Source organism: Bradyrhizobium ivorense, from assembly GCF_900696085.1.
Classification (GTDB): domain Bacteria; phylum Pseudomonadota; class Alphaproteobacteria; order Rhizobiales; family Xanthobacteraceae; genus Bradyrhizobium; species Bradyrhizobium ivorense.
In genome coordinates, this window is record NZ_CAADFC020000028.1 from 546,113 (window position 1) to 569,522 (window position 23,410).

The following is a 23,410-nucleotide window of genomic DNA, read 5'->3' on the forward strand; positions in this document are numbered from 1 at the left end:
GAATGGATTTCGGGCGCAGTCCTCAGTTGTCCGCTCATCGCGGCGGAGCCGATCAAACATGCTCGACCTGAGTCCTTTTGACCCGACTGAGACGTCGAGGTCCGCAATGCTTTCAGCGCCGGACATGGCGTTAGCGGGTCTTGCCGCGCATCGCATCCCACCACGGACAGGTGCCCGCCATGCGTTCGTAGTTGCCTTCCATCACCTGAACAGGGGCGCGCCGTGGGCCGATTTCCGGCGCGGCCGAGGGAGCCGCGCCAATATCTTCAAATAGGCCCTTGTGGCCCCAGAAGCTACCGACACTGGTCATCTCCATCGGCGGCGTCGTGTCGTCGACCTCCTTGCCGCCCCAGCCGCACTCCACGTAGATCTCTGACGGAGTGCGCATGTAATACGACGTCATGAGATCATTCGGGTGGCGGCCGAGAGTGGCGACAATTTTCTCCGGGCTACCCTGTAGCAGGTCATACCCCTGACCGACGTCGTCGAGCAGATAATATTCGACAAGCAGGTGATGCATGCTGCGCACTGGCGCGGCGACGAGAGCCACGCTGTGGTGGCGTGAGTTGACATGCATGAAGTAAGCCTTCAGCGGGGCAACCATGAAGTCGCTAATGCGAAACCCCAGCAGGTCCTTGTAGAAGGCCAGGGCGACATCGATGTCTGGGAAAGTCAGAAGGGTGTGGCCCATGCCTAGCGGGCCAGTACGGAAGCCGGAGATCTCGCGGCCAGGCTTAAAGACCGTGTCAGCTACCTGGGCGCCGTGGAAAGCTTCCAAACGATTGCCGGCTGGATCAGCAAAGGAGATCAACTCCGTCACACAGCGCTGGTCCGCGAGCTCTGCGGGTTCGCGCTTCACGGCGACGCCAGCGGTTTCGAGGCGGGCAGCGAGTGAGTCGAGAGCCGCGGCATTGGCGACTTCCCAGCCGAAGACCTGAGCGCCCGGCTCAATGGCTCGGTCGATGAACAGGCGCTGTTTGCGGTCGTCCATACGGAAGGCACGCATCGAGCTGGCGCGGTCCACGGCCTGCATGCCAATGTTTGATGTGGCGAATGCGGCCCAATCATCGAGGTTCGACCCGCCGACGCCGAGATAACCGAAGGCCTGGATTTCCATGGTGTATCCTCCCCGGTTGTTTTCTCGACAAGGGTAAGAGGCGGCGAGCGCCGTTGCAATCGTAGTTTTGGGCGTTCGCTCGCACAGGACCGCTAATATTCCTGTTGTCGCGACAGCCGGAATAGCGAACGTCACAAATTCACGCCGCCAAGTTGGCGGGGCCCAGGCTGTGTGAGAACCCAACCTCGACGCTGCTTAGGCGTCTGCTGTTGTCGGCGGACAGCATCGACATAGTCAAGGCGCGGTTGCGGAGTCGCCTTCCGGCCGACGCCCAAGGCCAGATTGCTCGCGCCAACACGATCAAGTGACGAGTCCCGGTTGGCCCCTTGTCCCAATTGTTCGTCGCATTTGACGGTAGGAACCGTGAGCATGATGGAGTCCGGATTAGGCCCATCGCGACAAACTCGACCGGCGCGTTGTTGTCGGCAATGAGGGGGAGACCGGACACGGCCTTGACCAAGCCGAAACGACGCGACTGACCCATAGCAGACTTCGTGCGCATCGCGTCCAGTTACGGAACCAATATCGCAATTGATAAACTTCGATCTGCTCGGCAAGTCTTTCTTTGGAACGAGCCGATAAACCTTCAGGCACGAAAGATTATGTCCATGTACGTCCTCACCGCGTGTCTGATCGTGATCGTCTTGAGTTTCGAGGTATCGTTTCGTCGATCCCGGAATCTATCACGCAACGCTCAGTGGGCTGCCCCGGCCCAGCGGCTCGTAGCGCAGCGGCGGGCACTCTGGCCCGCACTCTGCGCTGCAATTTGTACGCTGCTGGTGCTGTTCGGATCTAATCATGTTCAAGACAAGCTTGGTCTCTCCGCAACGACCGATCTCATGATGCTTGGTGCCTCTTTCTCCAGCGGCTGGTTTCTTGGCGTCACTGCCGGGATGGATTGGGATTGAAGCCGCTTTAGCCCTAGCAGACCTCTTCCGTTCACCGAAAATTCAGCACTCGCCGCGCCAACGGTTGACGAACATAGATAATACAACCCAAAAGAGGGATGCCTGAAGCGGCAAGCGGACTGGGGACATGGCTGAGTTTGGACGAAGGCAAGATTACACGACCAGCATCTCCTCCGGCGCAGAAACTTCCGACTGGACGAAGTGGGTTGTCCGCTTGGTCGTTGCGATTGCGCTGATCGCAGGCTCCTTCCTGAGCTACAAGATGCTTTATCAACCTGTCGACCCGCTGCTGAAGCACGAGCCCTTTGAGGAGAAGTTGCAAAGGCGTGCCTCTGTTGAGGAGCTGCGGCAAAATTATCCGTCTCTCGACACGACGACGATTCCGATCGCTTTTGGCGACAAGATCTACAAGATTCCGCGCAACTATTTGGTGGATCTGAATCGATCAAGTGGTGATCCAAAAGAGACTAGGTTCGAGATTTACGTTCTGCTTCCCAATCTGGAGCCCAGGACCGCGAATAACGCCGATAGATTCGTAAAGAGCCCGTTCGACGGCGGATACGGAGATCAGGTAGTTGCGACGATCCGCGGTGGGCAGGAGGAATTGAACTGGTCCGAACGGAGGCTTCTATGGAATCGTTGGTGCGAGGAGAAAGGCTCGGGCGCTTTTCGTACGGTCGAGTCCGGATACCAATTATGTGAGGCGGCCAATTCTGATCTGTACCTAAAGGATACGCCTGAAGGCCCTTTGATTTTCGTTTGCAGAAAGGTCACGGACAAGAGATCTGACTGCACGATAGCGGATCGGACCGGAGCCCAATGGGGCGTTCTCACATTGGATTTCAATCGCAAGTACGTCTACCAGGCCGACGAGATCAGAAAGCGGTTTCGGTCACTCCTGGATTCCTTTGCCGAAGAGTAGGCTGGGTCATCCCTTATCCTGTGATCTTAGCTGATCGGCGACTTCTGCTATTGGCCCTTGGCGACCAAATCCGCCCGTCGCCTGCATGTCAGCTCTCAGGGGGTAGACCGGACCGAATAGAGATTGGGCAAAACCGACGCGATTGACCCCTGAGCGGTCATGGCGGGTCGCGGATCGATCGCCCTGTGGTTCCGTTCCGCAAGTAAAGCGTTGGTTAATCCACGACGGCATGAAACAGACGCCACTCGCTTGGCACACCCTTCAATGGGTGCATGCCGCGTTCTACGAACGCTAATCCTGAACCAGCCACCAGGTCTCGAACAGTCTGGGAAACGAGTACTTCACCCGGCGCGGCCAGTGCTGCGACGCGCGCGCCAATGTGCACAGCGATTCCGGCCAGGTCTTCACCGACCAGCTCGCATTCTCCCGTATGAAGTCCGCAACGGACTTCGAGGCCGAGCGAACGCGCTGCCTCACGGATCGCACCTGCGCAGCGGATCGCTCGCGCTGGGCCGTCGAAGGCCGCCAGGAAGCCGTCGCCCGCGGTATTGATTTCGCGCCCGTTGAAATTCCGCAGCGTCTCCTGGACCTTTGCACGGAATGCCACGAGCAATTCGCGCCATGAACGATCACCAATCGCGACAGCCCGCTCCGTGGATCCCACGATGTCGGCGAAGAGAACCGTAGCGAGGACCCGGTCGCAGTCCTGCACATGGTGCTTGCCCGTCAAGAACTGCTCGACATGGTCCAGCAACGGACCGGCGTCACCCACCCAAAATAGATGATCATTCCCAGGCAGCTCGACCAGTTGGGCTCCCGGAATTCCATGAGCTAGTCTGCGCGCGTGCTCGATCTCGAGCATTTGGTCTCCAATGCGATGTAAAATGAGGGTCGGAGCGCGGATCACAGGCAGGACGTGTCGCACATCAATTTCGCTGTTCATCTTTAAAATTGTGGCGGCCGCTCCGGGACTTGCCGCTGTCCGGAAATAGGAAGCGGCGCGTTCGGCGGCACTCGGATCGCGGGCAAGGCTCGGCGCAAATATTTCCATGCCAGTTCCCTGTGGTGTGCCCCAATTGCGCACACTATTTTCAGCGAAGCGCTGCCATTGCTCATTGGACCAGCCGAGAGGATAGTCTGGCGCGCAACAGGCCTTAGCGTAGCAGCCGTACAAGATCAGCGCCGACGTGCGTTCAGGGTACGTGGCGGCGTAAAGCAAGGACATCGGGCCGCCCTCGGATACGCCAAACAGAACTGCGCGCTCTGAGCCGACTTCGTCCAAAATCGCGCGCACGTCGTGCATGCGCTGCTCAAGGGTGAAGATCTGCGACCCGCGGTCTGACATTCCGGTGCCGCGCTTGTCGAAAAGGATAAGGCGGGAGAATGATGCCAGTCGACGGAAGAACGCGCTGCGTCCCGGTACCTGCCAAGTCGCCTCCACGTGCGACACGAAGCCCGGGACGAATACTAAGTCTAATGACCCATCTCCAATGACCTGATAGGCAATATGAACGTCATCGCTCTTGACGTAATGAGTTTCCGGTGCAGCCATAAGACACCTAAACTGGACTTGGCCCGTTCGTCAGTGCTGGTATCAATTGCCTCGTAGAGAGTATCCGGCTCGGCACACAGTTTGTCGAACAATACTCCTCGCCGCCAACGCTGCCAATGCGGCGAGATCTCCCTTTGACAGCACGATGAGGTCTGCAATTGGCCCGAGGCAGACATGCGGCGAGGTCGGCTTCAACGTCAGCTTCCGCGACAAGAGCGGACGCGATGAATTTATGAGTACGCTGGTTCGGTCCACGTCTCCCCGACGGGGAGAGGTCGATTTGCGTAAGCAAATCGGGTGAGGGGCCGCAGCTCCCGCGAGAGAGCGTCACCCTTCACCCGGCACTGCGCCGAAAGCCGAAGCTTGCTTCGGCATTCTCAAGGACGGCCGCCGAAAGGCGGCCTATGCCTCTCCCAAGGGAGAGGTAGACCTCCGCTGCCGCTCCAACCCAACCTAATCTCATCATGTTTTCAGCGCTGCTGCGGCGAGAGCTGCAGCGGCGCAACCGGTTGCGACGTCACCTCGCCGACGGCAGTGTCGAGTTGCAGCAGGCCGGCTGCGGCCGGCACGACGGCATCGGCCATCGCCGCGTGGCCTTCGGCGCTCGGATGCACCGCGCCGCCATAGACCGCCGACAGGATGCCCCAGGTGGCGTCGTGGATATCGCTCGGCTGCATCGAGGACGGCAGGCCCTGCGGATAGGTCATCGCCGCGAAATAGCTGTCGTTGGCGTCGCGGATCCAGCGCGCCCGCGGCAGATAGGGGCGGTATTCGCCGGCGCTGCGGCCGCATTTCAGCGGCTGGCTGGCGGCGGCGACGATGTCGGACACGAAGCTGTCGCCATTGGCCGCAAAGCAGTCGCGGTCGAATTCCGGATCGCTGGCCGCGCGCGCGCAGAAGCCGTGGCTTGCGAACGCGTCCTGATGCGCGTCAACGAAGGTCATGCGGTCGGTCTGCGGATCGCGGCAGATGATGCCGGACTGGCACTGCGCGATGCCCTTGAGCTGCGGCAGGAACTCGTTCTGCACGAAGCTCGAGACCTGGGCGAGCCGCTTCGGATCGGCATTGAACGAGGGATGGATCTCGAAGCCGGCGCGGCCGCCGGGGCAGGGCGTGCCGCCGTTGCTCAACGCCGGATTGGCGTAGGCCGTGTAGATCACGCGGGAGAGGTCGCCGCCGACCAGCGGCTTCAGCGCCTCGCGCAGCTTGGCGAAGCCGGACGGCAGGTCGCGGGTCAGCTCCGCGCGCGCATCCTCGACGCTGGCCAGCGAGCCGCCCTGGCTGAACAGCGTGCGTTCGGTCGGGGTGTCGACGATGACGTTGGCGACGAGGCCGGAGAAATAGATGTCGTTGGCGCCGATCGACAGCAGCACGAGGTCGAGCGTGCGCTCCGGCTGGCGGCGCTTGGCGGCTGCGAGCGCGGTGCGCAGCTCGGCAATCTGGCCGTTGACGGAACCCGAGCAGCTGCTGGCGGACTTGGTCGGCAGGCATTCGCGCGCCTGCTGCGAGCCGAGCAGGCCGTCGGCGATGGTGGCGCCGGTGCAGGCCAGCGGCAGGTAGGTCACCGCGATGTGCGGGTATTGTACGGCGAGCGCCAGCGCGGTGCGGGTCTGGTAGCTGTAGAGCGAGCGGTGGCAGGCCGAGTTGAGCCACAGCGCGCTGTGGCGCTGCCAGTTCGCCAGGGTGTCCGGCGCCTCGCAGGCCCGCCCGCCCTTGAAGCCGGCGCGGCTCGGCCGGTAATACTGTGCGCCGCCGAGATAGGAGCGGAAGCAAAAGCCCTCGTCGGACAGCGCAATCGCGCGATCCGGATTGCCCTCGCCGGATGCGATGCTGTCGCCGAGGCCGGCGATGAAGACATCGCGCACCGCGATCTCGGTGGTGACGCGCTGGTTGGCCGCGGCGCCGCTCGCGACGTCGACGGTGGTGACCGTGGTGCGGCCGTAGCGGACCCGCAGATTGATCGGCTCGTTGCAGTCGAAGGTCGAGGTCTGCGGCCCGTCGCCGTCGTCGAACGACCAGGCGCAGGTGGCGCCGACCGGCACCGCGCCGGTGAGGCGGACGACGATCGGGTGGTCGATCGGCGTCAGATAGCTTTCCTTGACGTTGTCGCGGTTGCACGGCTCGTTGACCCGGCCCTGCAGGTCGATGCAGAGCCGGTTGACCATGTTGCGCGCCCAGCCGCGGCCGTCGCTCTGCACTTCCAGCGCCTGCTCCGAGGCCAGCACGCTGCGGCCGAGCTCGCTTTCAACATGCAGGCGGAAGTCGCGCTCCTCGCGGAACAGGCGGAAGCGGTTGCGCACCTCCCAGGAGATCTGCAGTGGTGCGTCCTGCGCCTCGGCGGCCGAGGCAAGCATTGCCGTGAGCGCGCTGCAGAGCAGCACACCGCACACCGTCGAACGAAACGAAAATCGAGCCAAAGGACCAAGCATGGCGCGTTTGACGTTAGCGGTACGGCGAAAATAAGAGAATGGGGTTTGAGGGATCGAAAAACCGCAGCAAGCGGGGCGGGAACGTCGCGATTAACCTTTCATCCGCCGGACCCGCTGCTGCCGGCTTTCGATCGGCTGCCGCACGGTCGCCGAGGCCGTGCAGGCCTGGCTCAATCGCTTTCGTTCCTGCCAGGGCTGCACCACGTTGAGCCACAGCTCGCGCATGCCCATGATCGAGATCGAAATCCCGAACGGGATCAGGAAATAGAGGATGCGGAACACCACCAGCGTGGCCAGCAGCTGTTCCTTGCTGAACTCCGGCAGCGCCACCAGCATCGCCGCGTCGAACACGCCGATCGAGCCGGGGGCGTGGCTGGCGAAGCCGAGCAGGGTGGCGAGGATGAACACCACCGCCAGCGAGACGAAGTCGATATGCGGCTCGGTCGGCATCAGCAGATACATCGCCAGCGCGCAGAAGCCGAGATCGACCACGCCGATCAGGATCTGCAGCAGCGTCAGCCGGGCCGAGGGCAGGATCACCTTCCAGCCGTTCTGGCCGAGTTCGCGGCGCTTCTCGCCGGTCAGGAGCCAGACGAAGTAGGCGCCGATGCCGGTCAGGCAGCCGATCGCGATCAGCCGGTTCATCGCCGGCGGCAGCAGGTCCATCGCCGACGCCGCGGAGGGGTGCCAGGCCATGCCGATCCCGAGCACGAACAGATTGCCGAGCCAGAACGTCAGCCCGGACAGGAAGCAGATTTTGGCGACGTCGATCGCGGTCAGGCCGTAGTCGGAGTAGATCCGGAAGCGGATCGCGCCGCCGGTGAAGACGGTGGCGCCGATATTGTGGCCGATCGTGTAGCTGGTGAAGCTGGACAGCGCTGCGATGCGGTAGGGTACATGGTTCTTGCCGATCGTGCGCAGCGCGAAGAAGTCATAGAAGGTCAGGGTGCAGAACGCCCCGACCACGCACAGCGCCGCCAGCGCGATCCGGTGCGGAGCGATGTCGGTCAGCGCGGTCAGGATGACGGCGGTATCCACGCCCTTCAGCGTGCGGACCAACGTCGTGATCGCGAACACGATGATGAGCAGACTGGCAGCGATCCCGAGCCGTTTCCAGCCGATCTTTTCCTTGAAGCCACGCCCGAGCGTGGTCAGCAGCCGATGCATTCATCCTCCCGGCGGGGCGGCGATTTCAATGGGACCCGGTCACGGACGGCGACGGGCGACGGGCAAACGCACCGTGCGCGATGACCCATAAGGCAAAATCGGCGCGTTGTGCAGCCCTTGACAAGCCAAGCTTCGTCCCCCGTCCGTCCTCATTGTCATACGGCCTACATATGTTTCCGCTTGCGGATTGTGAGTCGTGGCCGACTACCCCGCAATACTGCGGATACAGCGAACGTTGCGCTGTTCCGGCAGGTTTCAGCAGCGTTTTCCCCGATTTTGCCATGATGTCGTCGCTCCGCGGCCGCACGCCATTATGCGAATGGACGATATGCATCCACGAGGGGGCGCCGTCCCCCGTGACCTGCGTTTACCAAAGCATCAAGTCGATGCCGGCATCTGCCGGTCTTGGAGGGCTCAAGCGCGCCTTGAGCCAATTCCTAGGTCTATTGAGGCAAAACGCCGCGCAGCGGGCCGTGGCCGGCACGCCCCGCGCGACGCCGCACGATGACACTTCGATCTGTAGTGAAGTGTCATATCGGAGCGGACGCCTATGTCTCGCGTTGGTCGCCAAAGCGAGGGATCAACTCATGCAACAGACATCGTCGAACCTCCGGCCGGTGCCGGATCAATCCGCTGCGTTCCGTGCGGCGCCCGGCGGGCTTGCGACGACATTGACGCTTGCCGCGATGAGCCTCGGCTACGGCGTGGTGCAGCTCGACGTCACCATCGTCAACACCGCGCTCGATGCGATCGGCGGCTCGCTCGGCGGCGGCGTTGCCGAGCTGCAATGGGTGGTCAGCGCCTACACCATCGCCTTTGCCGCCTTCATTCTGACCGCGGGCGCGCTGGGCGACCGCATCGGCGCCAAACGCGTCTTCATGGCGGGCTTTGCGATCTTCACCGCGGCCTCGCTGGCCTGTGCCCTGGCGCCGGACGCGGTGACGCTGATCGCGGCGCGCTGCGTGCAGGGACTGGCCGCGGCGATCCTGGTGCCGAATTCGCTGGCGCTGCTGCGTCATGCCTATGCCGACGAGACGGCGCGCGGCCGCGCGGTCGGCGTCTGGGCCGCCGGCGCCAGCCTTGCGCTGACCGCGGGCCCGTTCGTCGGCGGCGGGTTGATCGCGCTGGTCGGCTGGCGCGCGATCTTCCTGGTCAACCTGCCGATCGGCCTGGCCGGCCTGTGGCTGGCCTGGCGCTTTGCCGGCGAGACCACGCGGCATCGCCAGCACGAGCTCGATATGCCGGGCCAGCTCGCCGCGGTCGCCGGGCTCGGCACCTTGGCCGGTGCGCTGATCGAGGGCGGCGCGCTCGGCTGGAGCAGTCCGTTCGTGCTGGCCGGCTTCGTGCTGGCGGCGGCCTTCGCGGTGCTGTTCGTGTGGCGCGAGGCGCGCGCGCCGCAGCCGATGCTGCCGCTGTCGCTGTTCGGCGAGCGGCTGTTCGCGCTGAGCGCGCTGGTCGGCCTGCTCGTCAACGTCGCGTTTTACGGGCTGATCTTCGTGTTCAGCCTCTACTTCCAGCGCGTCAACGGCCTGTCGGCGTTCGAGACCGGGCTTGCTTTCGTGCCGATGCTGGCCGCGGTGCTGCCGGCCAACCTGATCGCGCCGCGCGTCGCCGAACGGATCGGCGCGCCGGCAACGATTGCGGTCGGCGCCGCGATCACCGCGGCCGGCTGCCTCGCAACGCTCGGCATCGACCGCGGCACCAGCTATCTCGCGCTCTGCCTGCAGATGATCGCGATGAGCGGCGGCCTCGGCCTCCTGGTGCCGCCGCTGACGTCGACGCTGCTCGGCAGCGCGGCGCCGGAGCGCGCGGGCATCGCCGCCGGGGTGCTGAATGCGACCCGGCAGACCGGCAGCGTGCTCGGCGTCGCGCTGTTCGGCTCGCTGATCAGCACATCCTCGGCCTTCATCAGCGGCCTGCACGCCTCGCTCGTAATCTCGGCGGGCGTGCTGCTTGCGGCCGGCGCGCTGATCCGGATCGGGGCGTCATCACAAGCGCGGCAATGAACGAAGCCGGTGATTGCGCGGCGGCGGGCCCCCATCTAACGTTGTGCCGCCGACGGGGGGCCGATCAGATGGCTGCGCCAATCGACCGACGAGTTTTCGTGCGCGGTGCCGCTGCGCTCGCGGCGTCGTTGCCATTTGCCGGCCTGACCAGCTCAGTGCGCGGCCAGGCGCCGGAGCTGATCGCGCGCAAAGTATTCTTCGACAATCCCGACTACATCAATGTCCGCCTCAGTCCGGACGGGACGCATCTCGCCTATGTCGCGCCGCTCGACGGCGTGAACAATCTGTGGGTCGCGCCGCTGGCCGATCCCAGGGCGGCGCGGCCGCTCACCCGCGTCACCGACCGCAACATCTCGAACTATCACAACTGGGCGCACACCAACCGCCACGTGGTGTTCTTCCGCGAACGCGACGGCGACGAGAACTTTCGCGCCGCCAGCGTCGACATCGTGAGCGGCGCGATCGTGCCGCTGACGCCGGAGACCGGCGTCAAGTCGTTCCTGCAGGAAGTCGACCGCAAGTTTCCCGAGGAGATGCTGCTGCGGCACAATGCGCGCGACAAGCGCTACTTCGACCTGTTCCGCATCAACATCGTGACCGGCGCCAGCGAGCTCGTCTACGAGAACCACGACTATATCGGTTTGATCACCGACAGCGCGTTCCGGCTGCGGCTGGCGTCGCGCCTGACCGCCGACGGCTCGGCCGAGGCGTTCGAGCGCCGCGCCGACGGCAGCTGGGCGCCGTTCATGACGGTGCCGATTGCCGACACCGATACCACGCATCTTTTGGACTTCAGCGCCGACGGCAACACGCTCTATCTGACGGACTCGCGCGGCCGCGACAAGGCGGCGCTGTTCGCCTTCGACATGACGACGCGGCAGGCGACGCTGCTCGCCGCCGACGATGAGGCCGACATCACGCTCGCGATCTTCGACGAGGAGCGCCGGCCGCTGGCCGCGATGGCCACGACCGATCGCCGGCGCTGGCATGCCGTCGATCAATCGGTGGCCCAGGATCTCGCCGATCTGAGCCGTCACGGCGGCGGCGACATTACCTTCGTCAGCAACAGCAGTGATCTTCGGCTCGGCAGCATCTATTTCGAGCGCGACGCCGAAAGCGGCGAATACGCGCTGCTCGATCGCAAGACGCGCGAGGTGACGAAACTGTTCACCCAGCGCCGCGCGCTCGACGGCCTCGCGCTGCGCCGGCTGGAGCCGGTGGTCATTCCCGCGCGCGACGGCCTGCGCCTCAACGGCTATCTGACGCGGCCGATCGAGGCCGCGGCCGGCCGCGTGCCGCTGGTGCTGGTGATCCACGGCGGGCCGTATCTGCGCGACACCTGGGGCTTCAGTCCGACCCACCAGTGGCTGGCCAGCCGCGGTTATGCGGTGCTCGCGGTCAACTATCGCGGCTCGACCGGCTTCGGCAAAGCCTTCGTCACCGCCGCCGACCATGAATGGGGCGGCAAGATGCACGACGACCTGATCGACGCGGTCGATTGGGCGATCGCGCAAGGCATCGCCGACCCCGCGCGCATCGGCTTCTTCGGCGGCAGCTATGGCGGCTATTCGGCGCTGACCGCGGCGACCAGGACGCCCGACGTGTTCGCCTGCATCGTCGACCTGTTCGGCATTTCCAACCTCGTCACCTTCATGGCGACGATCCCGCCCTATTGGGGCCCATGGATCAGCGTCTGGAAGAATCGGCTCGGCGATCCCGACACCGAGGCCGGCCGCGCCTTCCTGGTCGAGCGTTCGCCGCTGACCCATATCGACCGCGCCACCAAGCCGATCCTGATCGCGCAGGGCATGCGCGATGTGAGGGTGGTCGCCGCCGAGTCCGAGCAGATGGTCACCGCGCTCAAGCAGCGCGGTGTACCGGTGACCTACATCACATTCGCCGACGAGGGGCACGGATTTGTCCGCCCCGAGAACCGGCTCGCTTTCTACGGCGTGACCGAAGCGTTTCTCGCCAAACATCTCGCCGGCCGCTGCCAGCCGATCGGGAATGATTTTGCCGGCTCGTCGCTGAAAGTCGAGACCGGAGGGGAGTTGATACCGGGCCTGCGCGGTTAGCTTCTGTGATGTCAGGTCATACGAAACTGCTGCTTTCCAAGGCAGCCGTCGGGCGGATTCGCGCGGCGTTGAAGGCTTCTTCACCATCCGTGGAACCAGGTTGGACGGCGGTTACCGTTCGTACACGAATGCGGTCGTTTTTATGGGTCCATAAAGGGGGCCTATATGTATCGCGTTCTAACCTGTCTCACTTTGGAGCATGACTGGCGCCTGGTCGTCCTTGGCGGCGTCATCTGCATGCTGGCCAGCGCCGTCGCGATCAGCCTGTTTCACCGCGCCCGCGCCGCGCAGGGCCGCTCCCGCGAGATCTGGATTGGTTTGGATGCGGCCGTCGGCGGCTGCGGCATCTGGGCCACGCATTTCGTCGCCATGCTGGCCTACGATCCCGGCATCGAGGCCGGCTATAGCATCCCGATCACGCTGCTGTCGCTGGTGCTCGCGGTCGCGATCCTGGCCGTCGGACTTGCCGTCGCCTTGCTCGATGCGCGCTGGACCACCGTCGCAGCCGGTGGCGCGATCGTCGGCTTCGGCGTCGCGGCGATGCATTACACCGGCATGCTGGGACTGGAACTGCCGGCACGTATCGTCTGGTCGCCCGGCATCGTGGCGGTCTCGATCGCCTTCGGAAGCCTGTTCGGCGCGCTCGCGCTCGTCGTCGCCACGCGCAGCGAACGCTTTGGCTACACTGCGGCGGCGACCGGTCTGATGACCGTCGCGATCGTCTCGCATCATTTCACCGCGATGGGCGCGGTGACGCTGGTCCCCGATCCGACCATCGTTCCCGACGGGCTGTCGCTCTCGCCGCGCGTGCTCTCGTTCATGACCGCGGTTGCGGCGTTCGCCATCCTCGGCATCTCGCTGATCGCCTCTATCCTCGATCGTCGCGCCAAGACCGAGCTGCACAAGCAGAAGCTGGTGCTGGATACCGCGCTCGAGAACATGTCGCAGGGACTGTGCATGTTCGATGCCGACGGCCGCATCATGCTGTTCAACGAGCGCTACGGCGAGATGATGGGCCGCGGCGCCGTGCCGCTGCAGGGACGCCTCTTGATCGACGTGTTGCAGGACCTCCGCTCGATCGGCGAGTGGGACGGCGACCCCGAGGAGTTGTGCGCCGGCCTGATCGCGGAGGCGAGGGCGGGCAACAACGCGACCCGGATCATCAGCCGCCAAGGCCGCGCGATCCGCGTCGTCGACCAGCCGATGAAGGGCGGCGGCTGGGTTGCCACCTTCGAGGACATTACCGAATGGCAGCAGGCCCAGGAGCAGATTTCGCACATGGCGCGGCATGACGCGCTGACCAATCTGCCGAACCGCACCCTGTTCCGCGAGCAGCTCGAGAAGGCGCTCCGCCTCGCCAAGCGCAGCGACCAGCTGGCGGTGCTCTGCCTCGATCTCGACCATTTCAAGGAAATCAACGACACGCTCGGACATCCGATCGGCGATGCGCTGCTGCGCGAGGTCGCGCGCCGGCTCGGCGAATGCGTCACTGAGCACGACACCGTGGCGCGGCTCGGCGGCGACGAATTCGCCATCGTGCAGTTCTGCAGCAATTGCGAACCGACCGTGGTGCCGGCGCTGGCGAGCCAGGTCGTCGAGCGGCTGGCCGCGCCTTACGAGATCGGCGGCCATCAGCTCGTGATCGGCGTCAGCATCGGCATCTCGCTGGCGCCCGAGGACGGCCTCGATCCCGACGAATTGCTGCAAAAGGCCGATCTCGCGCTGTACCGCGCCAAGGCCGACGGCCGCGGCACCTACCGCTTCTTCGAGACCGGCATGGACGCCCGCGCGCAGGCCCGCCGCATGCTCGAGCGTGACCTGCGGCTGGCGCTGCAGCACGACGAGTTCGCCGTCTACTACCAGCCGATCCGCGACCTCGCCGGCGACCGCATCGTCGCCTTCGAGGCGCTGGCGCGCTGGAACCACTCGCTGCGCGGCCTGATCGCGCCGAACAATTTCATTCCGGTCGCCGAGGAAACCGGGCTGATCGTGCCGCTCGGCGAAATCGTGCTGCGCAAGGCCTGCATGGATGCCGCCGGTTGGCCCGAGGACATCGCGGTCGCCGTCAATTTGTCTCCGGTGCAGTTCAAGAATCCGAACCTGGTGGCGTCGGTGAAGGCGGCGCTCGAGGCTTCCGGCCTGGCGGCGGATCGCCTCGAGCTGGAGATCACCGAATCGGTGCTGCTGCAGAACAGCGAGGCGACGCTTGCGGTGCTGCACGAGCTGCGCGGCTTCGGCGTGCGGATCTCGCTCGACGATTTCGGCACCGGCTACTCGTCGCTGAGCTATCTGCGCAGCTTCCCGTTCGACAAGATCAAGATCGACCGCTCCTTCGTCACCGATCTTGCGACCCGCGAGGAGTCGATGGCGATCGTCCGCGCCGTCACCGGGCTCGGCAAGAGCCTGGGCATCGTGACCACGGCCGAGGGCGTCGAGACCGATACCCAGTTCGACCTGCTGCGTCAGGAAGGCTGCACCCAGGCGCAGGGCTATCTGTTCAGCCCGCCGCGGCCGGCCGCCGACGTCGCCAAGATGCTGTACAAGGCGCCGGAACGATCGGTGGCTTGAGAGGATGTGAGGCTATGTCCTCATTCACCGCTGTCATCGCCCGGCCTGTGCGCAATTGCGCACATGAGACGGTGTGAAGCTTCGTTTTTCACTCACCGCTGTCATCGCCCGGCTTGACCGGGCGATCCAGTACGCCGCGGCCTCTCGGTTCTTTCACCACTGCCTCTGGAATACTGGATCACCCGCATGCGCGGGTGATGACACCGACCGCCGCCTACGACTTGCTCAAGGCAAAATAGGCCCCGCAAAACGCCATCGATGCGCCGAGGCACAGCGCGGCGAGACCGGCGAGAACCGCCGAAATCGTCGAGACCGTGCTCGGCGCCGACGCGGTCTGGCCGGCACCGGCCAGCATCAGGACGCCGATCACGATCAGGAAGTTCCGCATCCGCTGCGGGATCTGGCCGGCCACCGCGCGGTGCATCAGATTGGCGGTGAAGTAGCCGCCGGAAAATCCGACCGAGGCGATCAGCCACCAGGCAATCGCCGCTCCCGCGGGCATGAATTCGTGGGTGTCGGACCGCCACAGGCCGCCGAGATCGAGCCCGTAGCGCGCGCCGAGCATGTGCACGGCCAGCGCCAGCAGCACGCCTGCTATCATCGCGCCGCCGAGGATGAGGTAACGGGGAAAATAGGTCGTCTCGGGCATGTCTCGCTTGTAGGATAGCCGCCATGTGCCGCGCAAGCATGCGGCAGAGCGTTTTCGAGCGAAGTGGATGCCGGTTCGCGTGAAGAAAACGCGTCAAGACCAGAATCTGGAGCCCCGTTCCGATCGATCGGAACGGGAGAGGCTCCAGGCGTTTGAACAAGTGGAATGGGCGATTGCCGACAACGTTGCAGGATCGGCCGGAGGCAGGCGAGGGGACCGCGGTGCGCTATGCGTACAAGGCCTCCCTGATCGGTTCGGCGCATCAGTTCGAGCTGACCGATGCCGGCCTGTCGTGGCGGATCGCCGGCCGCTCGGGGGTGTGGGACTATCGGGACATCTCCACCATCAAGCTGTCGTATCGTCCGGTGTCGATGCAGCAGCAGCGGTTCCGGGCGGACATCGACAACGCCAAGGGCGGCCGGATCGCGATCCTTTCGACGACCTGGCAGACCGCGACGCTGGTGGCGCCGCAGGGCCAGCTTTATCGCGACTTCATCGTCGAACTGCACCGCCGGATGCAGGCGGCGGGCAGCAGGGCCGCGCTGGTCGGCGGCCTCGGGCCCAAGACCTACACCGCCGCGCTGGCGCTGCTCGCGGTGCTCGCCGTTTCGATGGCGGGCTTGCTGCTGCGCGCGCTGCTCACCGCCGAATGGACCGGCGCGCTGTTTTTGGTCGGCTTTGCCGCGCTGTTCGCCTGGCAGATCGGCGGCTTCATCACGCGCAACCGGCCGCGCCGTTACAGCTTCGACGATTTGCCCGAGGCGCTGCTTCCCGCCGCAACCAAGCGCAATGAAACGTGACTTCGTGACCGTGGCTGCGCAGGGCATCGTCGGAATGCAATGTTGCGGCTGGGGAGCAGGGCGTGGAAGACCGAAGTCTGCGGATGCCGTCAGAGGCGGAGATCGCCGCGATCAACGCGCGGCACCTGATCGAGACGCCGCTCAAGCCCGCCGATCTGCTGTTCGTGTTCGGCACCCGCGCCGACGTCGCCGAGCGGGTCGATGCGGCCGTGCGGCTCTGGCGCGGCGGTTTTGCCCGCTGGGCGATCGTGAGCGGCGGCGTGACGCCGGGCGATGACCGCAGCGAATGCGCGATCATCAAGGCGGCGATGGTCGCGCGCGGCGTGCCCGCGACCCGGATCCTCGAAGAGCACCGCGCGCAAAACACCGGCGAGAATGTGATCTTCTCGCTGCCGGTGCTCGACGCCGCGCTCGGCCTTGCCAACATCAAAAGCGTGATCTGCCTCGGCAACACCTGGACCGCGCGGCGCTACCCGATGACCTTGCAACGGCACTGGCCGGAGGTCGAGAAGATGCTGGTCACGGTCGACAGCTTTGCCACGCCCCGCGTGCGCTGGCATACCGACGCCGAATTCCGCCGCCGTGTGCTGCACGAATGGGACAAGATCGAGCCGTACAAGGCAAGGGGCTTTATTGCGGAATGGCCGGTCGCCTAGCGTGTGTACTCATAAGCTGTAGGCTCGCGAGCACGACTTCACCCATGTCCGCTATCAGGCGCTTTGCGGACTCAAACCGGACAACGTCCGAAAAGGGCCAAGGCCGGACTCCCCCGCTGACTGGCCGTTCAATGATTACCCCCATCGATAACACGGAGCGCCGGTTGGCTAGCCGTGAGCGGCACGTTGTAGGTCACGATCGGCTGGGTGAGACCCTTCAACGAAAGTGCGCCAAGATGTTCAGTCGCTACGCTTCCTTTGAGAGCCACGTTGACGCGCTGGCTGAGCAGAATTTGGCCGTCCTTAGCCTCGGCGCACAGCCGTGCCGCCACATTGCACACGGTGCCAATCGCAGTATATCCGAAGCGCTCGGAAAATCCGATCTGGCCCAAGGTCGCGTAACCCTGGGCGATGCCGGCGCCAAATCCCAACTCACGGCCTCGCTCGCGCCAGGCTGCGGTCAGCGACGACGCAGCCTCGCGCATCGCGACGGCCATATCGACTGCGCGCTGAGCCGGGTCGGGGATCGGTACGGGGTCGTTGAAGAACACCATGATCCCGTCGCCTGAGAACTGGTCGAGCGTCCCCTCGAACTGGCTGACGAGCGGCCCGAGCGCGCCGTGATACTCGCGCAGGAAATTCAACACCTCCTCTGGCTCGGCGGTCTCTGTGAAGGCGGTATAGCCGCGCAAATCGCAGAACACGACCACGATCTCGCGGCGGTGGCTTTCGAGGATCTTCTCGTTTCCCTGCGAGACGATCAGTTCGGCCAGTTGTGGAGCGAGGAAGCGCTTCAGACGTCCGATGCGGCCCAATTCCTCGACTTGCTCGGCGACCCGCGCTTCGAGGCCCCGATTAAGCTCGGCTACTTGATCTGTGCGCTCCCGCAGTTCCTTGAGCAGCCGCGTGTTCTCGATGGCGATCACGGCTTGTGCCGCAAAATTTTCCAGCAACTCGACCTGCTTGTCGCTGAATTCTTGCACCTCCTTGCGGTAGACGGCAAAGGCGCCGACAAGCTCGCTCTCTTTGAGCATCGGCACAATCAGAACGGTGCGGGCTGCGGCGACCTTGTAGATGAGATCGTCGGGATGCTCGGTGGCAATATCGGCAATGTGAACCAGCGCCTTGGTCTCGACGAGGCGCCCCAGCGAAGGCACCCCATCAAACGGCGCGATGAAGTGTGGCGGCGTTTCCTGGTCGGGCGCATACGATTGCGGCACGTTTTGCGCGGCCATTCGCGCTACCCGCCGCAACCTGTCGCCTTCGTATAGGAGCAGCGTGCCAAAACTGGCGCTGCAGATGCGCACGGCATTTTTCAGCATGGCCTCGAACACCGGCCCAAGCTCGCCAGGCGAACTGGCGATGACCTTCAATATCTCGGCCGTAGCCGCTTGCTGCTCGCGGGCCTCCTGCAACTCTTTGGTCACATCGGAGATCGGAGAAATGCGGCGCTTATTTTTAATGGGCTTTTTGTGGTCGCCCATAGAGTTCGCCTTGCGGGTTTTCGCCGCGCTCCTCTTGCCTCTCGTTTTTGACGGCCGCGCCATATCTTACCCTGGGGGTCAGGAGGCGCATCTTATAGGGTCAGGCCACAATTCTGGAAGGGCGGGTATAGCCAGAACTACCCCTTGCCAAATGGCCAGGCCGATGTCGGCTCCGGGTCATCTGCGCCCGATTTTGTCATACCGACGATATGTCCTCTATCCGGCGCATCTCGGACCTGAAGTCGACGTTGCGAGCACCGGCATCAGCGTGATTCAAGCTGCCGAACCGCAAACGCTACGTCACTCCGTCGAATCAAAATCCTCTTCGGTCGCGCTCAGCATGCCCGCGAGCGTGCGCAGGCCGATGTCGAGCTGCTCCAGCGGTGGCGCGGCGAGCGCGAGCCGCACCGCGTTGGGCGCGTGCCCCGGCGTGGCGGCAAACGTCGTCGACGGCGTCAGCGCGATGTCGCGGCGCGCCGCGGCTGCGACCAGGGTTTGCGAGCGCCAGTGCTGCGGCAGCGTCAGCCAGAGGTGATACGACTTCGGGTTGGTCTGCACCTCGAAGCCGGCGAGATGCTTCGCTGCGATCTGCTGGCGGCGGCCGGCATCGATCCGCTTCAGCCGCGACAATTCGGCGGCGGTGCCGTCGGCCATCAGCCGCTGCCCGGCGGCGAAGGCATAGCCCGACGCCGTCCAGCCGCCTGAGCGCACCGCGGCCATGATGCTCTCGCGCAGCCGCGGCGGCGCGACGAGGAAGCCGAGCGCGAGCCCCGGCGCCACCTTCTTCGACAGACTGTCGAGCACGATGCAGCGGTCGGGCGCCAGCGCCGCCAGCGGCATCTCGTCGTCGAGGAAGCCGTAGACGGCGTCCTCGATGATCGTCAGGTCGTGCTTGTCGGCGAGGCGCAGCAGCTCGGCGCGGCGCTCCGGCGGCATCGTGATGCTGAGCGGGTTCTGGATCGTCGGCTGGACATAGATTGCGGACAGATGCGCCTCGCGGTGCGCCTTCTGTATCGCGTCCGGCCGCACGCCGTGCTCGTCCATCGCGAGCGGCACCAGCGTGACGCCGAGCCGCGCCGCGATGCCCTTGACGAAGGGATAGGTCAGCGCCTCGACGCCGCAGCGCCCGCCGGGCGGCACGACGGCGGCAAGTGCCGCGGCAATGCATTGCCTGCCATTGGCGGTGAACACGATCTGGTCGGGATTGGGCTGCCAGCTCTTGCGTGCGAGAAATTCGGCGGAAATGGTTCGCGCCGGGCGCGTGCCAAAGCTGGTCGCCGGCCGCAGCGCGCTTTCCAGCACCTCGGGCCGCTCCAGTCCCTCGAGGCTCTTGGCGATCATCGTCGCCTGGTGCGGCAGCAGCGGATAGTTGAATTCGAGGTCGATGCGGGCGCCGCGCGGCTCGTTCGGCGGCGTGGCGCGGCGAGCCTCGCCGGACACGAAGGTGCCGCGGCCGACCTCACCAACCACGAGGCCACGCCGCAACAGCTCGGTATAGACCCGGCTCGCGGTCGACACCGCGATCTTGCGCTCATAGGCGAAATGGCGCTGCGGCGGCAGCCGGTCGCCGGCCTTCAGCGCGCCGCTGGCAATCTCGGCGGCCACCGTGTCCGCCAGCTTCAGATACTCGAATCTCGACATTATTGCACCGAGAGCAATGTTTTCCTTGCTCCGAGCAATGTATCGGATCATTTTTGCAGAAACAAGCCCGCGATTGTCCTGAGGGGGCGCAAGCAATCCTCAGCCATTGAAGGCGCAGATGCCAAAACGGCATTTGCGTCAACGGCATAGCCTTGCCGCACGGGCGTCCGAAGGAGATGACAATGACCACGATGTCCTCAGCCGCGGTGCCACCCGCTCGGTCCAGTATCTCGGGTGGATTGCTCCGATTGATCCGAGTTGGGATCGATGCATTGGCCACCTATTGGGTGCGCCGCGAGGCGATCAAGACGCTGCGCGAGCTCGACGACCGTGCGCTGCGCGACATCGGCCTCTCGCGCTGCCATATCGAAGGCGCGGTCACCGGCGACCTCGACTTCGAGCTGGCGCGCATTCGCTGACAGGCGAGGGGTGCGGCGCTGACGCTTGGAGCCATGATGACGCCAGGTTGAATTGCACCCGCTAAGAACCTGCCCTCCCTCGCGCTTGCGGGGGAGGCGTACGCTACCTTCGGTAGCCGGGTACGATTTCGGAATATTGGAAGAGTATCGCTGAGTTGCCCGACGTGTCAAGTCTTGTCGCGCCCCGGCGGCCGCCGGCTACTTTGCATGGGGTTGTTTTTCGGCATTTTGCCAGCACGCACCCACGGCGGTGAGTTCCTCCTCCGTCACCCGCAGTTGATCCGACCTCAGTGCCGTACCACCAGCACCGAGCATTTGGCGTAGCGCACGACGTGGCCGGCATTGGAGCCGAGGAAATAGGTGCGCATCGCCGGCCGGTGCGAGGTCATCACGATCAGGTCGGCCTTCATCGCGGCGGCCTCTTCGAGAATCTCGTGATAGATGCCGCCCTGGCGCACCACGGCCGAGATGCGTTCGGGCTCGATGCCGGATTCGCGCGCCACGATGGCCAGCGCCTCTTCCGACGTCTCGCGCTGCTGGCTGTCGAAATCCGCCGGCACATATTCGGCGAGCATCACCGGCGTCATCGGCAGCACGTTGAGCAGGCGGACCGAGCCGCTCCAGGTGTGCGACAGCGTCGCGGCGGTTGCGATCGCCGGTTTCGCCAGATCGGTATCGGCGAGATCGATCGGCACGAGAATGGATTTGTACATCGGCGCCTCCTGTCCGCGATTGGTCTGGAGCCGTCTTGTCCCCGTGGCGAGAACGCGCGCCCTCTTTTTCTTGGATCGTTGACGCGAACCAGTCCCCTGTCGCGCGATGCGAATATAACATGACGGAACGGCGCTGTCCGCTCGCGTCAGTTGCGGGAGGCCTGCTTCAACAGTTTCGGACTGACGAACAGCACGAGCTTGCCGCGCCGGAACGACACCTCATTCCAGTCGTCGATCGCAAAGTCGAAGATGGCGAGCCCCGAGGTCGGCAGATTGTGGCTGAGCGCGCGCTTCGCCGCCTCGTCGCCGCTGCCGGTCAGGGTCAGCGCCAGCTCGTGCATGCCGGGATTATGCCCGATCAGCATCAGCCGCTTTGGATCGGTGACCGAGGCCATCCGGATCGTGGTCAGCAACAGCGTCGGATCGGCGCCATAGAGCTCCGGCACGAATTCGACCTTCGGCGCCGGTCCAGCCTCCTTGATCGCGTCGCGCACGATGTCCCAGGTCTGGGTGGTGCGGACCGCCGGCGACACCAGCGCCCGGTTGGGAAACGGCGGATGGTCGGCGAGCCAGCCGCCGATTTCCGCGGCGTCGCGGTGGCCGCGCTCGTCGAGCCGACGGTCCTGGTCGTGCCCCGAAGGCGAATCGGTTTCGGTCTTGGCATGACGCAGCAGCAGCAAACGGCGCATGGATATCGGTCTCGATTCGGTCAGGTGGCATTAATTCTACAGGCTCATGCCCTGGACAAGGTGACAAGCGCCGCGGCGGTTCGTAAGAAAACGCCATGAGCGAGACTTCCACAAGTGCGGCGGACGGCCTCGATGCGGCCACGCCGTTCCGCAACCGCCTGGCGTTCGACCTCGACGTCGACATCTGCGTGGTCGGGGCAGGGCTTGCCGGCCTGACGGTGGCGCGCGAGGCGGCGCGGCTCGGGGCGAGCGTTGCCGTGCTCGAGGGCCGCCAGGTCGGCTGGAACGCGTCCGGCCACCATCTCGGTACCGTGCTGCCGGGCTTCGGCCTGCCGATATCAGACGTGATCGAGCGCGTCGGCCTCGATGACGCCCGCGAGCTGTGGGCGCTGTCGAAGCTCGGCGCCGATTACGTCCGCGCCACGGCTACCGAGGAGTTGATCCCGGGCATCGCCATGAGCGAGGGCGCGCTGGAGGTTTCCAATGTCGATGCCGGCGAGAGCTTGGTCAGCCGCTTGCAGATATTGGCCGAGGATTTTGCCACCGAGGTCGAGGGCTGGCACGTCGACCATGTCCGCAGCGTGCTCCGGACCGGCCGCTATTTCCACGGCATCTACTTCCCGAAGGCGTTCCAGATCGACGGCCGCAAATATGTTCACGGCCTTGCGGCGCTCGCGACCCGGGCGGGCGCGCGGATCTTCGAGGAGACGCCGGTCGTCAGCATCGACTTCTCCGGCATCCGCAAGCGCATCGTGACGCCGTCGGCGCGGCTGCGCGCCACCCATATCGTGCTCGCCGGCAACATCCATCTCGGCGCGCCGCTGAAGCGATTGTCGGACACGCTGCTGCCGGTCTGGCGCTATGCGGCGCTGACCGAGCCGCTCGGCGCGGGCCTTGGCGAGGCGATCGCGTTTCCGGGGTCGGTGACCGACAGCGACGGCATCGACCACTTTCGCATCGTCGGCGGCGATCGCCTGCTCTGGGCCAGTCCGGAAACCACCTGGGGCGCGCGGCCGAAGCGTTTTGGCGCCGCGGTGCAGCGCCGGATCGCCACCGTGTTTCCGCAACTCGGCAAGGTGCCGATATCAGATGTGTTCGGCGGCGCGGTCGGCGTCACCGTCCACGGCATGCCGCAGATCGGCCAGCTGCGCAAAGGCCTCTGGGTGGCGAGCGGGTTTGGCCGGCAGGGGCTCAACACTTCGGCGCTGGCCGGCCAGCTGATCGCGCGCAGCATTCTCTGGGGCGACGACCGCTGGCGGCTGTTTTCGCCGTTCGAGCTGGTCTGGGCCGGCGGCACCACCGGCCGCGTCGCCGGCCATTTCATCAGCCTGTGGTCGAGGGGCGCCTCCTCCGCCGCCGGCGTCCTGGCGCGCTACCGCGAGGGTGCACGTGCGAAGGAGCGCCGCCGCGAGGCGCGGCTGGCCGAGGCCAATCTCAAGGCGGGAACCCGGGGGCCGCCGCCCCGCCGTCCGCCCGGCGCCGTGCGGCCGGTGCCGCCGCCCGCGCCCGCGGTGGCGGAGGAGGGCGGGGACCCCTATCGCGGGCCCTCGCAAGAAAGTGAGAGGATCCCTGGCGCTGGGATGTAACGTCTTCCAGCGGTGTTCGTACTTGATCT

Annotated in this window: 18 protein-coding genes; 9 read left to right on the forward strand and 9 right to left on the reverse strand. The window is 65.0% G+C overall.

Translation table 11 applies throughout. The annotated features are described in order from the left end of the window. Nucleotides 1-130: 130 nt before the first annotated feature. The gene (locus CI41S_RS33610; protein WP_139863332.1) at nucleotides 131-1,117 is read right to left on the reverse strand and encodes a VOC family protein; all 987 of its coding nucleotides are present in this window, start codon (nucleotides 1,115-1,117) and stop codon (nucleotides 131-133) included. A 608-nt stretch (nucleotides 1,118-1,725) separates the two neighbouring features. Here CI41S_RS33610 and CI41S_RS33615 point away from each other — a divergent pair. Next, a complete protein-coding gene (locus CI41S_RS33615) occupies nucleotides 1,726-2,025 on the forward strand; it encodes a hypothetical protein (RefSeq protein WP_139863333.1) in 300 nt (99 codons plus the stop codon). 127 nt (nucleotides 2,026-2,152) lie between these two features. Continuing rightward, nucleotides 2,153-2,947, forward strand: a complete 795-nt coding sequence (locus tag CI41S_RS33620; RefSeq protein ID WP_139480711.1) for a hypothetical protein — start codon at nucleotides 2,153-2,155, stop codon at nucleotides 2,945-2,947. A 214-nt stretch (nucleotides 2,948-3,161) separates the two neighbouring features. On the opposite strand, the gene CI41S_RS33625 is transcribed toward CI41S_RS33620, so the two are convergent. From CI41S_RS33625 to CI41S_RS33635, 3 genes are all read right to left on the reverse strand, one after another. Further along, complete coding sequence (locus CI41S_RS33625; RefSeq protein WP_139863334.1) at nucleotides 3,162-4,499, reverse strand: adenylate/guanylate cyclase domain-containing protein; 1,338 nt, start codon at nucleotides 4,497-4,499, stop codon at nucleotides 3,162-3,164. Between the two features lie 470 nt (nucleotides 4,500-4,969). Next, entirely contained in the window at nucleotides 4,970-6,853 is a 1,884-nt protein-coding gene (locus CI41S_RS33630) for an SGNH/GDSL hydrolase family protein (protein WP_244626774.1), read from the reverse strand. 165 nt (nucleotides 6,854-7,018) lie between these two features. Then, nucleotides 7,019-8,095, reverse strand: a complete 1,077-nt coding sequence (locus tag CI41S_RS33635; protein WP_139484926.1) for a lysylphosphatidylglycerol synthase transmembrane domain-containing protein — start codon at nucleotides 8,093-8,095, stop codon at nucleotides 7,019-7,021. 587 nt (nucleotides 8,096-8,682) lie between these two features. Here CI41S_RS33635 and CI41S_RS33640 point away from each other — a divergent pair. The 3 genes from CI41S_RS33640 (at nucleotide 8,683) to CI41S_RS33650 (ending at nucleotide 14,744) form a co-directional block, all read left to right on the forward strand. After that, nucleotides 8,683-10,101 (forward strand): MFS transporter, encoded by a 1,419-nt coding sequence (locus tag CI41S_RS33640; RefSeq protein WP_139863336.1) that lies wholly within the window; start codon nucleotides 8,683-8,685, stop codon nucleotides 10,099-10,101. Nucleotides 10,102-10,169: 68 nt separating this feature from the next. Beyond that, nucleotides 10,170-12,176: a S9 family peptidase gene (locus CI41S_RS33645; protein WP_172628288.1), complete on the forward strand. Its 2,007-nt coding sequence runs from the start codon at nucleotides 10,170-10,172 to the stop codon at nucleotides 12,174-12,176. A 165-nt stretch (nucleotides 12,177-12,341) separates the two neighbouring features. Next, nucleotides 12,342-14,744 (forward strand): bifunctional diguanylate cyclase/phosphodiesterase, encoded by a 2,403-nt coding sequence (locus CI41S_RS33650; RefSeq protein WP_139863338.1) that lies wholly within the window; start codon nucleotides 12,342-12,344, stop codon nucleotides 14,742-14,744. A gap of 214 nt (nucleotides 14,745-14,958) precedes the next feature. Here the strand turns inward: CI41S_RS33650 and CI41S_RS33655 are convergent, their stop codons facing one another. Next, the gene (locus CI41S_RS33655; RefSeq protein ID WP_139863339.1) at nucleotides 14,959-15,393 is read right to left on the reverse strand and encodes a hypothetical protein; all 435 of its coding nucleotides are present in this window, start codon (nucleotides 15,391-15,393) and stop codon (nucleotides 14,959-14,961) included. A 173-nt stretch (nucleotides 15,394-15,566) separates the two neighbouring features. On the opposite strand from CI41S_RS33655, the gene CI41S_RS33660 reads away from it, so the two are divergent. Both CI41S_RS33660 and CI41S_RS33665 read left to right on the forward strand, forming a co-directional pair. Continuing rightward, a complete protein-coding gene (locus tag CI41S_RS33660) occupies nucleotides 15,567-16,193 on the forward strand; it encodes a hypothetical protein (protein ID WP_244626760.1) in 627 nt (208 codons plus the stop codon). A gap of 62 nt (nucleotides 16,194-16,255) precedes the next feature. Next, nucleotides 16,256-16,849: a YdcF family protein gene (locus CI41S_RS33665; protein ID WP_172627018.1), complete on the forward strand. Its 594-nt coding sequence runs from the start codon at nucleotides 16,256-16,258 to the stop codon at nucleotides 16,847-16,849. Nucleotides 16,850-16,977: 128 nt separating this feature from the next. Here the strand turns inward: CI41S_RS33665 and CI41S_RS33670 are convergent, their stop codons facing one another. After that, nucleotides 16,978-18,333: an adenylate/guanylate cyclase domain-containing protein gene (locus CI41S_RS33670; RefSeq protein WP_244622380.1), complete on the reverse strand. Its 1,356-nt coding sequence runs from the start codon at nucleotides 18,331-18,333 to the stop codon at nucleotides 16,978-16,980. 300 nt (nucleotides 18,334-18,633) lie between these two features. Further along, entirely contained in the window at nucleotides 18,634-19,974 is a 1,341-nt protein-coding gene (locus CI41S_RS33675; RefSeq protein ID WP_139863341.1) for an aminotransferase-like domain-containing protein, read from the reverse strand. A gap of 272 nt (nucleotides 19,975-20,246) precedes the next feature. Between CI41S_RS33675 and CI41S_RS44725 the strand changes: the two genes are divergently transcribed. Further along, nucleotides 20,247-20,393 (forward strand): YjiS-like domain-containing protein, encoded by a 147-nt coding sequence (locus tag CI41S_RS44725; protein WP_244622379.1) that lies wholly within the window; start codon nucleotides 20,247-20,249, stop codon nucleotides 20,391-20,393. A gap of 287 nt (nucleotides 20,394-20,680) precedes the next feature. Here CI41S_RS44725 and CI41S_RS33685 read toward each other — a convergent pair whose 3' ends face one another. Both CI41S_RS33685 and CI41S_RS33690 read right to left on the reverse strand, forming a co-directional pair. Beyond that, on the reverse strand, nucleotides 20,681-21,106 hold the full coding sequence (locus CI41S_RS33685) for a universal stress protein (RefSeq protein WP_139484920.1): 426 nt from the start codon (nucleotides 21,104-21,106) through the stop codon (nucleotides 20,681-20,683). 146 nt (nucleotides 21,107-21,252) lie between these two features. After that, nucleotides 21,253-21,795, reverse strand: coding sequence for a SixA phosphatase family protein (locus CI41S_RS33690; RefSeq protein ID WP_139863342.1), 543 nt, complete (start codon nucleotides 21,793-21,795; stop codon nucleotides 21,253-21,255). A gap of 95 nt (nucleotides 21,796-21,890) precedes the next feature. On the opposite strand from CI41S_RS33690, the gene CI41S_RS33695 reads away from it, so the two are divergent. Then, nucleotides 21,891-23,381, forward strand: a complete 1,491-nt coding sequence (locus CI41S_RS33695; RefSeq protein ID WP_139863343.1) for an NAD(P)/FAD-dependent oxidoreductase — start codon at nucleotides 21,891-21,893, stop codon at nucleotides 23,379-23,381. Nucleotides 23,382-23,410 lie beyond the last annotated feature (29 nt).